Origin of the sequence: Hungatella sp. SB206, from assembly GCF_051132295.1 — a bacterium.
Taxonomy (GTDB): Bacteria; Bacillota; Clostridia; order Lachnospirales; family Lachnospiraceae; genus Hungatella; species Hungatella effluvii.
Map to the genome: position 1 here is coordinate 1,426,957 of NZ_CP096603.1, position 12,373 is coordinate 1,439,329.

The window sequence follows — 12,373 nt, forward strand, 5'->3', positions numbered from 1 at the left end:
AGGAAATATGAGGAATGTTTTGAGAGAGAAAAGAGGAGAGGGGTACATTGATATCGCCGTTGGAATTCTCTGCCTGATGCTGGTTATAGCTTTGGCGGTGAGTCTGTTTCCTGTTTTTATGGTGAAACAGCAATTGAACCGGTTTGCTGATGAGATTGTCCGGCAGGCGGAGATCGTGGGAAGTACCAGCGTGAATCGTAGGATCGAGGAGTTACGGGAGGAAACAGGACTAGACCCGGAGATATCCTGGGATTGTGACTACTTTGAGGGGAGTAAAGTCCAGCTTAATGGTGATATTGCGGTAACGTTGACCTGCCGGATCAATCTGGGATTTTTCCAATTTGGATCCTTTCCGGTTGAAATCAGGGCCAGAGCAAGCGGGAAGAGCGAAGTTTATTACAAGTAATGGAGGAAAAATGCGAGAGATTAAGAAACTTGTTAAGGATAAAAATGGAAATACTACGCCTCTCACAATAGCACTGATTCTGGCGCTGCTGTTCACCTTATGCGCTTTGTCAGAGTTTTTCCGCCTCTCTGTGATTGCAAACGGTGTGAGAAATGCTCTGCAGAGTGCAGTTATATCCGTTGCCACAACGAATTATGACGAAGTGTATAATGGATTGCGCGAGGGATATAGCGGCGGTTACTGGTTATCGGGAGATCAGTGGGAGGAGAATTTAGATTATGGCGACATCTATGAACAGCTGGATGAACTGCTGGATACAGAAAGTGATGGAAAATACCATGTCAAAGAAATGCAAAATGGATATGAGTACCGTTTGTCCAATCTGTCCGTGGATATCAAAAATGTCCGTTTACGTCCGGGAAGCGCTGTAAATAACCTGGAAGTGACTGCAAAATTAAGGCTGGAAATCCCGATATCTTTTGGCGGAGAATCGTTTCCGCCAGTTCAAATGCAGATAAAAGTGAAATCTGCTTATATGCCCAAATTTGAATGAGCAAGACAGGTGTAAGGAAATGGTAATAATTTATTTCTGGACACAGCGTCTGATCTCCTGTATGATAAAAATGGATAAAACAGGAAGAGACGGCGCTGCATCCGAAACAACAAACAGGAGGTGCAGACCATCATGAAAGAAATGATGAATCGAAGAAAATTAATTACTGCCGGATTGGCAGTTCTTGTTGTGTGTCTGATTATCGCAGTATACAATTTATCCAGGCCAGATGTTAGGATAGAGGAGACAATGGCTTTGGAAGAAACAACAGAACTTGTTATGGAATCGGTAACAGTACCGGAGATAACGGTGGCGGAGACGGCTATAGAGGCTGAAACGGAAGAGTCAACAGAGGAGACGGAAGTACAGACGACGAAAGCTGACATGGAGAAACGTGAAAGTCCAGTTGAAATGGAGACGCATCCAGTAACGATGACAACTGAGGCCGTTAAAGAGACCGAACCGAAGCTGCAGGTTCCAGAGGAAGCGACACCGCCAGCCAGGGAGCGAGAGCCACAGGAAGTGGAACCGGACCATGAGGAGGGCGATCAGCCAACTGCCAAACCAGAAGAACCGCAGGGCGGCTCGACAAACGACCAGGGGCAGGTGTATGTTCCTGGGTTTGGTTATGTGGAGACAGGAGGCGGAGTAACGGAGATACCAGCTCATTCTGATGGAGATTGGAATAAACAGGTTGGAACGATGCAGTAGATGAATACGCTAGAAAGAGAGAGATGCCAAGTTGGTGTCTCTTTTTTCGTTTAAGAAGGGAGTCATATGAAATTAAAGCATAGGCTGTTATCAATTATTCTTTGTATATGCTTGTGGTTGGTTCCGTCTGCAAAGGCATTTGCGATACAGGGGGATGGAAATATAGATGGAGGAGGCGGCCATGTCAATCAGGGAGTAGCAGGATATGAATGGCCAACTGGTTATGAAGGAATTCGTATTACGATAGTAGATGCAGGAACCGGCCAACAGGTGACGTCACCGATTGATTTTACCAACAGTAATGTGGCGGCTGTATCAAGCGATATTTTTAATTTTGGAAAAGTGAGCAAACTTCAATATCGAAATGGCGCAGCACTGAATATACAAACACAATACGAGTATTTTCATCCGGATACCCCTATCCCCAAAATCATCACAACCAATAGCGGAAAAGCAGACATGAATGCGATTAAAACTTATTTTTGTTCCGAAGGGGCTGCGTCCATGGTGGCTTCTTATACAGGGATTGAGCTAAATGATTTGATTTCCGGCAAGTATAAAGTGATTTTAGAGCCTGTAATCTATCTTTGGTACAATCACTTATTTTTTGCTATGACAGTTACGGAAGCCGGGCTTTATAACCGTACAACTAATGGAGACTTAGGAAGTCATTTTCCCACGGTTGTAATGAAAAATTTTGCCTTATCCATGTTTTTAGAGCGTGATGATTTAGGCTTTAAGGCTTATACCGGCCCAAAAGGAAGCGCCAGAACAACCAACGAGATGATCTTGATTTTGGGAATCGGAATAGTAAGTTATGCGGCACAGCCGGAAGAAGATCCTCCTGTAACAGAAATGGAATACGATCAGGAATATCGAGTCGACACGGATGTGATTACGGCAGTAAGCCTGTATTCTGACCGGGAAATCAATAACAGAAGCAAGGCCACTGTTACTTTTCGCATTAAGGGGAGAAGGTGTCAGATGACCGATATTGTAATGCCAGAAGGCGGCAGTCAGCTGGTGTGGGTAAAATGGCATACTCCTTCAACACCTCAGGATATCAAGATTACGATATCATCCAATAAAGGAACTTTGAGCACGACTCAAATGACGGTACGTGTTGTAGATTTGAATGAAAATCCACCGCCGGATCCCCAGGCCAACGATCGAAACGACAGCTACCGCCTTCCAAACGTGCCAAATAAACGAGATGTGACAGAGCTGACCTGGGGAGAGTGGGATTGCTGGTGGCAGGAACATTGGGTATATCACGACGGGAGCGAAGATGAGTCCGGGTATTATTGTGATCATGGCTGGTATGAATTTGACTGGATTCCATACTTTGCCAGTATATCCGCTTCCATGTCAATCAAGCCCGACGAGAGGAATCCAACAGCGGAAGGCTGCGTTATGAAATCCGGGTACGGGATTAATGTGAAGGCAACTGCCAGAGTGAGTTCTGATGCCTCATCTGCAGCAATAACCGGAGCTCAAAACGTTGTAACCTATTTCCCTGAATTTGCCTATCAGACGTATTGGAGACTGTTAGAACGAATGGCAGGAGGATATGCATCCAGTTTTGAATTACAAAAGAATCCATACAGTACCTATCAGCGAAGATCTCATTTTTCGCCGGTATGGTTTCCGGATGGACCGTATGAAGTATATGGAGAAGTTCTGGATGCATGGACCCCGGCGGGAATGCTGAAAATCCACTTAACCGATGATCTGACCGTTCGGGGCAACTTGTTTTTTGACTGGCATATTCGTCCTGCCAACTAACCGAGGAGGATACTATTTTGCAGACTATGATCATACCGATGGTTACACTGACCGTCACTCTTATGGGTGGCGGTATTCTTTTGTACTTCTTACGAGCAGATAAAAAACGGCAGCCGGCTTCCGGAGAACAAGCTGCCATGCAAACGGCTCAGGAGTTTATGAACGTGAAGGATATCCGGGATAAATTTCTTTATTCGAGGGATGGCTATGTTTTTCTTTATTTGAGAATTCACGCCATCAGCATTGATTTATACAGTACCTCAGAGAAAAATACTTTGATCAGGACTTTAACAGCAGAACTATCAGATATTCAGAGACCTTTTAAATTTCTGGCGGTATCCAGACCAGTGGATATCTCACCAGTCATCCAGGAAATGACTGAATTGCTTCCAGAGGCAGGGGAGAAGCAGAAAGAACTGTTAAAGCAGGAAATTGTGCAGATGAGTGGATATGCCTTATCCGGAGATATTGTGGAACGCCAGTTTTATCTTATGATCTGGGAAAAGCAGGCTGAGGGCTGTGAGGCGGATTTACAGAAAACGGCGGCTCTGCTCTGTGAAAAATTCAGTGCTGGTGGTGTACTGTGTGATATTTTGCAGGAAAAAGAGATTGTCCGGCTGCTGAATCTGGTCCATAATCCGGCGTATTCTCATTTAGAAGAACCAGACTACGAAGCAACGATTCCATTGCTGAAGGAGGGCATTGTATGAAAAAACGAGATATGGAAGTGATAAGGGAGAATCCAGCCCTGCTAAATACCATTACGCCGGTTGGCCTGGAATTTCAAAAAAATCAACTTTCCATAGGAGAAAATGTGGGGAAAATCTACGGGATTATCCGTTATCCCCAGACGGTGGAATCTGAGTGGCTGTCCAAGATTACTAATATTCCCAGTACAATCGTGTCCATTGGATTCAATCCCGTCGATAATGCGGAATTAATCAATAGTATCTCACGCAGTGTTGTGCAGCAGAGAGGGATTGCGGAGGCGGCGAAAGATCCACTTTCCCGCCAAAGAGCGGAAAAAGCTGCGGAAGACGGGGAGACTGTAATCGCACAGATCGACCGGGAAGGTGAGACCGTGGGGCTTATGAGTGTGTCGGTTATGCCGGTTTCCAGTGACGAGAAGATCTTCAAAAGAATCTGCCGGAGGGCAGAGAGCAGTATCAGCGTTATGAAATGCAAGATGCGGGTGATTCCAAACCTTCAGAAAGAGTGTTTCATGCATTTAAGTCCAACGTACCCCAATCATAGTAAGATCGAAACAATTTTGCAGAAAGTAGTGCCGATTTCGACCTTTGTGGGTGGATTTCCTTTTGCAAGCAGCGGATTTAACGATGGAAGCGGCTACTATTTTGCAAAAGATACCAGCGGCGGTCTGATTATTGTGGATCCATGGAAACGGGGAGGCGACAGGACTAACAGCAATTTCTGTGTCATGGGAAATTCAGGGGTTGGTAAATCTACCGCGGTGAAGCATATCCTGCTGTCTGAATATATGAGAGGTACAAAAATTATTGTCATCGATCCGGAAAGTGAGTACAAGGAAATGTGTCAGAAACTCTCCGGAGACTGGATCAGCGCTACAGGCGGTTTTAAGGGGAGGTTAAACCCATTGCAGGTACTGCCGTCTCCCAGAGATGATGAAGAGGAACCTGAAGAGAACCGGCTGTACCGTGATGAAGGCTACGGAATTAATGATCTCGCCATGCACTTGAAAAATCTCGATATCTGGTTTGGCCTCTATCTTCCGTCCCTGTCGGATATGCAGAAAGCTACTCTGAAACGCTGTCTGGTAGAACTGTATGCGCAGTTTCGGATTGATTGGGATACGGATATTTTAGAGTTGGAAGCAAAGGATTTTCCTGTTTTTACAGACCTTTATCTGCTGCTGAAGAGCCGAGCTGAAGAACAACCGGGTGAAATTGTATATAAGGAACTGCTTAACCTTCTCTACGATCTGGTATACGGAGCTGACAGTTTTATCTGGAATGGGCACAGCACAGTGGCAAGCAGCGCCCGTTTCCTAGTACTGGATACCCATGCGCTTCAGGAGACGGGAGAAAATGTGCAGCGCGCCCAGTATTTCCTGATTATGCTGTATAACTGGCGGTTGATGAGCTGGGATAGGAGTGAACGGATTTTAATGGCAGGGGATGAGGCTTATTTGATGATCGACCAGAAAGTTCCACAGGCTATGGTATATTTGCGCAATATGATGAAACGTGCAAGGAAGTATGAGGCGGCGGTGGCGATTATTTCTCACAGTGTCCGTGACTTTCTAAGCGAATCAATCCGGCAGTACGGACAGGCCCTTTTGGATGTGCCCTGCTATAAAATCCTGATGGGAACGGATGGGCCGAACTTAAAAGAAACCAGACAGCTCTATGATCTTACGGAGGCCGAACAAGAATTGCTGCTGGCGAGACGGAGAGGACATGCCCTTTTTATTGTCGGAGCAAAGCGGCTTCACATTCAGTTTGATATTCCGGAATACAAGTTTCAATATATGGGAAAGGCGGGTGGCCGCTGATGATTTCACCGGTTGTGATTAAGACAGCCGTGGGCATAGCCGCGCGAGCTGCATCAGATGAAAAGGCCAGAAACCGGATGATTGTCTTAATTGTGACTCCGGTGGCTTTCCTGCTTTTCGTTATTTCATTCTCTCTTTACCTGATTACGAATCCATTGTCGGTATTAAAAGTGTTTCTGGATGCAGAGGAGCTGGAGCTGGTGGAAGAGTTTCAAATTGATCACGGCTATCACCAGAATCTCGGTATTTATGAAAACGACTATCTTCAGGGGAACGGCCAGACTTACGAGGGAGTGGTATTTGGAGATGCTGGAGAAACGGAAGTTGTATATTACAGTCAGTTGGATAAACGATGGGCAGGGGCGTCCTATGGAGACAGTACGATAGGACGCAGTGGCTGCGGGCCTACGAGTATGAGTATTGTGATTTCTACACTGACCGGACAAGCAGTAGATCCGCCGCATATGGCGGGGTGGTCCTATCAGAATGGCTACTATTGCTCAGGAAGCGGTTCTTACCATAGCCTGATACCGGGAGCGGCCGAATCGTATGGTTTGACTGCAAAAGGTAATTTAACGGCTCAGGAGATTGTGGATGCTCTGAAAAATAGGGAATTGGTAGTGGCGATTATGGCAAAGGGGCATTTCACGAAAAACGGACACTTTATTGTCCTGCGAGGAGTTACGCGAGAAGGAAAGATTTTGGTAGCGGATCCGGCCAGTATAGAACGCAGCAATCAGGAGTGGGATTTATCTCTGATTATGAATGAAGCCAGAAAGGGAGCTGGGGCTGGCGGGCCATTCTGGGCAATTGGAAAGAAAGGAGCATAATTTTGATTTTATATATGACAACGCAGGATCACACAGATCTGCTTGATTTTTATATTGAAAGGGAAGGAACGCTGCCGGTCAAGAAGATGACCGGCAGTTTTATCCTGAAGCAGTTTGTTATTTATGATATGCGGAATTTTTCTCATTGTACTGAGTTGATATTGGATCGAGGGGCGTTCAGAGACAGTGACGATGCATTTGTGCAAGCGATAGAAGAGTTCTTGACGATGTACCAGGCCAGAGTGACTGTAATTGCTGAGGGATTGGGGCAGGAAGAGGCGTTGTTTATAAAACTTCTGGAGGCAGGGATTGGGAATATTGTTACCGAAAGAGCGATTGAAAGACAGCAGGAAGAAATTGAGGAGTGTCTTAGCAGTCAGGGACTTCGAAAATATCGGATCAGGGAGAAACAAGAGATATACCATGAGGGGGAGCGCTATAATTTTTCATGCAGTCGGATCCAGATCGCGGTGGTGGGATCACAGGGAAGGATTGGCACGACTACGGTAGCACTGGGGCTTGCAAATTGGCTGACGGAGGTAGGCGGCCGTTCCTGCTATGTGGAGGCAAATGAATCGGGGCATATGGAATGTTTAGCGATAGATTATGAAATGGTGCCGAAAGATGAGGGATTTGTTATGGATAAGGTGGGATATTATAGGCAGCAGTCTACGCAGGAGTATTCGTTTGTCGTAACTGATTTTGGCATTGGAGAGCCAAAAACAATGCCAGATATCTTATTATTGGTATGTGGGACAAAGCCTTATGAGCTCCCTCATACTTTGAAGCTGTTGGAACAGTATGAGGATCAGTGCGCCACTATTCTTTTTTCATTTGTAGTCCAGGAGCATCGACGAGCTTATGAAGACTCGTTTTCTACAGATAAGCATCGGGTGCTGTTTATGGAATATCAGCCAGATTGTTTTGATGGAGTGATAAATGGAAGTATATTTAAGACGATTATAAAACCTTATATAACGGGAAAATAGATGTGAACAGCGAGGAGGAGATTTGATGAATCAGTATGAAATGAAACAGATTGCTTATAAATCCACGTTAAAGAGCCGGGCTTTGCAAGTACTTGTGTACCTAATTGATCGTTCGAATAAAGAAGGAACTTGTTATCCGGCAATTTCTACCATGAGCCAGGAATTACATATTAGTGTGTCTACGGTTAAGAGGGCATTAAAGGAATTAACGGTTAGTGGTTTTGTTAAAAAAGAGAGTCGTTTTCGCGAGAAAAATAATGGGCAGACATCAAATCTCTATATACTTTGTTTTGCGGGAATAAGTAAATCAAAAGAATTAAATGAGGAAACAAAGAAAAAGGTGCATATAAGAAAAGAGAATAGAAATAAACCACATACTATGGAAGATGCATTAACATCTATTTCAATATTTAGAAGATGGCCTGGCTATTGTAACATTAAGATTATTAGTTTTATTGCATTATATTATATTTCTTATTGGCCTGGGGAGGGGGCCAATTTGATACCACCATGAATAAACAGTTGAAGTTTATATAAAAGCGGAAAAGATATTATTTATACAAATGTAAAGTACAGTTTACAAGGGACTACACAGGGTAGGTATCTGACGGGAGGGGTTCCACCCATCAGATTTTCCATGTGATGTTCAAGCTGTCGCTTGTAGCGGCAACGGTGGTAATCATCAAATCCACCACCCGCCGCTTGTCGTCAAAGGATACATTGTCCCATGTGTCGAGGTAGCCGGAAATCTGATTGACCTGTTCCGGGCTGATGGCTTCCACCGTCAACTCGGCTATCTGCTTCACAAGTTCCTGTTTGCGCCCGTCCAGTTCCGCTATCTTCACATTCACATAGGAGAGCAGAACATTGTTTGCACCCGTCAGACTGTCCACCAGCTTTTCAATCTCGCTGTCCACATGGAGAAGTTCCACTTGCAGGGCGGCAATTTTAGGGTTTGCCTTTGCCGCTTTCTTTCTGCCTGTCAGCGTCTTGTAGCTTGCCAGTTTCTTTATCATCTGCTGATAAACAACCGCTTCCAGTTCCGAAGTAATGATTTTCCCGCACCCCGGACAACTCTTGTTATCCAGCCGTTTCGTACAGCGAAGGTATTGCTTGCCGGAGGGATTGAAGATACTCATAAGGGCATACCCGCAGTTCCCGCACTTGATTTTTCCCGCCAGCCATGTATGGGTAGCTTTTCGGGCAGACTGGATTTTCATGTTGTTCATCAGCTTCTTGCGGCAGGTCAGCCAGATGTCGGAGGGAACAATGCCCTCATGGGGAGCCAGTACCAGCATTTGGTCTTTCAAGTCGTTCTTTTTGCTGGGCTTCACATCTCGCCCTTGATACAGATAGCAGCCGTTCATGCCAGTAAAATCGGCAGCGTCATTGACAATGACCGTCCCTTGACTTTTGAAAAACTCGTACACATCAAGGTCTGCCTGCACATAGACAGGATTGCGTAACATCTGCGCCAGCGTGGGGCGTATCAGCTCTTTGCCGTTGAATAAAATCCCCTGTTCGGCAAAGTACCGGGTAATGTCCCCGTAGGAGGTTGTGGGCTGAGCATACATCTCAAACATCAGCCGGATATTTGCCGCTTCGTCTGGATTTACCACCAGCTTTTTTGTATTGATACCATCCATTTTGATAGGCTCGGTGTGGAAGCCGTAAGGAGCCTTGCCGCCCATTTTGAAGCCCCGCTGACTGCGGGAATAGTATGCGTCCGTTACCCGCTTCTGTATCGTTTCCCGTTCCAACTGGGCGAACACAATACAGATATTCAACATAGCCCGCCCCATCGGGGTGGAGGTATCAAACTTTTCCGTAGAGGACACAAACTCCACATTGTACTGCTGGAACAGCTCCATCATGTTGGCAAAGTCCAGAATGGAACGGCTGATACGGTCGAGTTTGTAAACCACGACTTTTGCAATCAAGCCCCGCTTGATGTCCCGCACCAGTTCTTGAAACTTCGGACGGTCTGTGTTCTTGCCGCTGTACCCCTTGTCTGTGTATTCCTTGCAGTTACCGCCTTTCAACTCGTATTTGCAAAATTCAATCTGGCTTTCAATGGAAATGCTGTCCTTTTTGTCTACCGATTGCCTTGCATAGATTGCGTCTATTCGATTATTCATATTGTCGCTCCTTTTCTTAAAAAAGAAACGGAGCTGCTGACACCTTTATTATACCGTCAGCAGCCCCGCAAATCAACGATGGCTTTGGAAAACCTTATGCCCCGGCTTCCTCACTCTGCCGTTTGTCGGCATACTTGCGGAACACCTCATAAAGTTGCTGTTCCAGTTCCCGGCGTTTTGCCGCTTCCTGCTCCGGCGTGAACACCGGGGAGAGGTTTTCCAGCGTGATTTCCCTGCCTTGAAAAGTCACGACTTCCGTTTCCTTTTTGTATCTGATAGTGGTACTTATAAAATCACCTTTCCTTTCCATGCTGCCGCTGCTGCCGTTTCAGTTCCGCCAGTATATCCGGCGGGATACGGTCAACCAGCCGCTGTAAATTGTCCAGTTCGCTTTTCAGCTTTGCCCGTTCCATCGCATCTTTCATCTTGCCTTTTTCACTGGCTTTTGCCCTTGCTTCCAGCTTTTCATTTTCCGCTAACAGGTCATTGATTGTGACCTTGTATTTTTTCAACTGCCCGGAGAAATTCCCCATCTGTGGGAACCACTTTTTCAGCATGGAGAGGGCTTCCTCTTTTTTCTTTCCGGCATTCAGCGGGTTAATGCCGTCCAGCGTGGCTTCAATGGCTCTTGCCTGTTTGGATAGATTGACCGCCTGCTTGAACAGACGGGTGGGGATATGCTTCCTGCCTGTCTTGCTGGCACTTTCCCCACGCTCCAAGTCGGGATATTTCTCCACCATATAGGCGTGAAAATCGTCCTGCCATTTTGAGAGATTGGCTCTGTTGCCGATAATCTCCTTAGCGCACAGGCGGTTGTCCTCTGTCAGAGGGACAAAGACCAAATGCAGGTGGGGTGTTTTCTCGTCCATGTGTACCACTGCCGATACGATATTTTCCCGGCCTACCCGCCCGATTAAGAAATCAGCCGCCCTATGGAAAAATTCCTGTATCTCCTTTGGGGGCTTCTTCTTGAAAAACTCCGGGCTGGCGGTAATCAGCGTATCCACAAACCGGGTACTATCCTTACGGGTGCGGCAGCCAGCTTGTTCAATACGGTTCTGTATAAAGTGGTAGTACCTGCTCTCCGGCTTAACAATGTGGAAGTTGTATTTGCTCCGGCTGGTGTCAATGTCGGGATTGCTGGCGTACTGTTCCTTTTGCCGTTCGTGATGGGCTTCCAGCGGCCTTGCCGGGTTGCCCTTGTGTTTCTCAAACCGCAAGATTGCGTGTTGTGCCATTCTGCTCCTTTCCTCGTTCCATTCTTTTCCAGCGGGTTTTCCACAGGGAAAATCCCGCCGAAACTATCTCTGATAGGATTGGAATGGAATAGATATAAATAAAATCGTTTTAATCTCTGTATTTCTATATACCGTCCGGTTTTCGTACTTCAAGAGGATTGATTATCGTACTCTATGAGTGCGGTTTTCAGTCCTCCGGCGTTCCATAACCGGATTTCTTGAAGTCGGTGTTTGAAACCGCTTCATAGGATTTTGGATAAATGCGGTTGGGTTTTCCACAGCCCTGCTTCTGGATTTCCACCAGTCCGGCATATTGTAGCTCCCGCAGGGTATTGACCGCTTTCTGCCGCCCGCAGTGGAGCAGCTCCACTACCTCGTTAATGGGATAGTAGAGGTAAATCCGCCCGTATTCATCTGCCCAGCCGTTTTTTCGGGATAGGTCTGTCCGGCGCAGGATAAAGGCGTACAGAACCTTTGCTTCGTTGGACAGGGGTGTGAATGTGGGGGCTTCAAAAAGGAAATTGGGAAGCCGGGTAAAGCTGACCGCCTTTTCCGGCTGATGGATATAAATGGTGTTTGCCATATCGTGTTTTGTGGACGGTTAGAAGCCTGTTTCCGGGGGCAGACGGTAGTTTCTATTGCCTGCCCCTGTTCTGTGCTTGCAAAGCCTTGAAAATCAAGGACTTTTCAGCCCCTAACTGTCCACAGTAGACCTCCTTTTCCGTTCACTTTCTGTTTTCTGCCGCCTGTGAACTCTGGCGGCGCAGTCGGGGCAGTACTTTGCCCGGTTGGATTTAGGGACGAACACACCGCCGCAGACCGCACAGCGTTTCAAGTCCTTATCCCGGAAAATCTCCGCTTCCAGCGTCTTGTCCAGCGGCAAAACCGCCCAGCGGAACCACTTACAGCAGACCGAGAAAGAAACCGTCTGCGGACAGGTGCAGGTGTCCCCATCGTCAAGGAACATACAGTTCCCGTCCTCATAACAGCAGCACTCCCGGCGGATCAGGGCGTTTGCCTGTTTCCGCTGCGCTGGGGTCATGCGGTAAAGGGAACCGTCCGGCCTGCGTTCCAGCGGTGGCAAGTCTTTATAGGGGTTATCTCTCATGCGTTCCCTCCATTTTTCGCTTTTGCCGTTCGCCCCGAAAAGGCTTCCTGCCCCATTCCTGCGGCGTGTTCCGGCGTTGGCA

The 12,373-nt window shown here is 46.7% G+C and carries 14 protein-coding genes; 9 read left to right on the plus strand and 5 right to left on the minus strand.

The genetic code is table 11. The annotated features are described in order from the left end of the window. Positions 1-7: 7 nt before the first annotated feature. The 9 genes from M1L66_RS06290 (at position 8) to M1L66_RS06330 (ending at position 8,321) form a co-directional block, all read left to right on the plus strand. On the plus strand, positions 8-406 hold the full coding sequence (locus M1L66_RS06290) for a DUF4320 family protein (RefSeq protein WP_006772905.1): 399 nt from the start codon (positions 8-10) through the stop codon (positions 404-406). Positions 407-416: 10 nt separating this feature from the next. After that, positions 417-959, plus strand: a complete 543-nt coding sequence (locus tag M1L66_RS06295; protein WP_006772906.1) for a hypothetical protein — start codon at positions 417-419, stop codon at positions 957-959. Positions 960-1,091: 132 nt separating this feature from the next. Next, positions 1,092-1,670, plus strand: a complete 579-nt coding sequence (locus tag M1L66_RS06300; protein WP_006772907.1) for a DUF6550 family protein — start codon at positions 1,092-1,094, stop codon at positions 1,668-1,670. A gap of 66 nt (positions 1,671-1,736) precedes the next feature. Beyond that, positions 1,737-3,455, plus strand: a complete 1,719-nt coding sequence (locus M1L66_RS06305) for a hypothetical protein (RefSeq protein ID WP_025532131.1) — start codon at positions 1,737-1,739, stop codon at positions 3,453-3,455. 26 nt (positions 3,456-3,481) lie between these two features. Then, the gene (locus M1L66_RS06310; RefSeq protein ID WP_006772909.1) at positions 3,482-4,165 is read left to right on the plus strand and encodes a hypothetical protein; all 684 of its coding nucleotides are present in this window, start codon (positions 3,482-3,484) and stop codon (positions 4,163-4,165) included. Next, a complete protein-coding gene (locus M1L66_RS06315; protein WP_006772910.1) occupies positions 4,162-5,988 on the plus strand; it encodes a VirB4 family type IV secretion system protein in 1,827 nt (608 codons plus the stop codon). Before M1L66_RS06310 ends, M1L66_RS06315 begins: the two co-directional genes overlap by 4 nt. Then, the gene (locus M1L66_RS06320) at positions 5,988-6,818 is read left to right on the plus strand and encodes a C39 family peptidase (RefSeq protein WP_006772911.1); all 831 of its coding nucleotides are present in this window, start codon (positions 5,988-5,990) and stop codon (positions 6,816-6,818) included. Before M1L66_RS06315 ends, M1L66_RS06320 begins: the two co-directional genes overlap by 1 nt. A gap of 2 nt (positions 6,819-6,820) precedes the next feature. Continuing rightward, positions 6,821-7,807, plus strand: coding sequence for a hypothetical protein (locus M1L66_RS06325; RefSeq protein ID WP_025532133.1), 987 nt, complete (start codon positions 6,821-6,823; stop codon positions 7,805-7,807). 25 nt (positions 7,808-7,832) lie between these two features. Further along, complete coding sequence (locus tag M1L66_RS06330; protein ID WP_006772913.1) at positions 7,833-8,321, plus strand: helix-turn-helix domain-containing protein; 489 nt, start codon at positions 7,833-7,835, stop codon at positions 8,319-8,321. A gap of 112 nt (positions 8,322-8,433) precedes the next feature. Here M1L66_RS06330 and M1L66_RS06335 read toward each other — a convergent pair whose 3' ends face one another. The 5 genes from M1L66_RS06335 to M1L66_RS06355 all read right to left on the minus strand — a co-directional run bounded on the left by M1L66_RS06335 (position 8,434) and on the right by M1L66_RS06355 (position 12,291). Next, the gene (locus M1L66_RS06335; protein WP_006772914.1) at positions 8,434-9,945 is read right to left on the minus strand and encodes a recombinase family protein; all 1,512 of its coding nucleotides are present in this window, start codon (positions 9,943-9,945) and stop codon (positions 8,434-8,436) included. Positions 9,946-10,039: 94 nt separating this feature from the next. Beyond that, complete coding sequence (locus M1L66_RS06340; protein ID WP_187383133.1) at positions 10,040-10,195, minus strand: hypothetical protein; 156 nt, start codon at positions 10,193-10,195, stop codon at positions 10,040-10,042. A gap of 43 nt (positions 10,196-10,238) precedes the next feature. Then, positions 10,239-11,183, minus strand: a complete 945-nt coding sequence (gene mobV / locus M1L66_RS06345) for a MobV family relaxase (protein WP_006772916.1) — start codon at positions 11,181-11,183, stop codon at positions 10,239-10,241. 187 nt (positions 11,184-11,370) lie between these two features. Beyond that, positions 11,371-11,766 (minus strand): replication initiator protein A, encoded by a 396-nt coding sequence (locus tag M1L66_RS06350; RefSeq protein ID WP_006772917.1) that lies wholly within the window; start codon positions 11,764-11,766, stop codon positions 11,371-11,373. Between the two features lie 111 nt (positions 11,767-11,877). Further along, on the minus strand, positions 11,878-12,291 hold the full coding sequence (locus M1L66_RS06355; RefSeq protein ID WP_009256047.1) for a cysteine-rich VLP domain-containing protein: 414 nt from the start codon (positions 12,289-12,291) through the stop codon (positions 11,878-11,880). Positions 12,292-12,373: the final 82 nt, after the last annotated feature.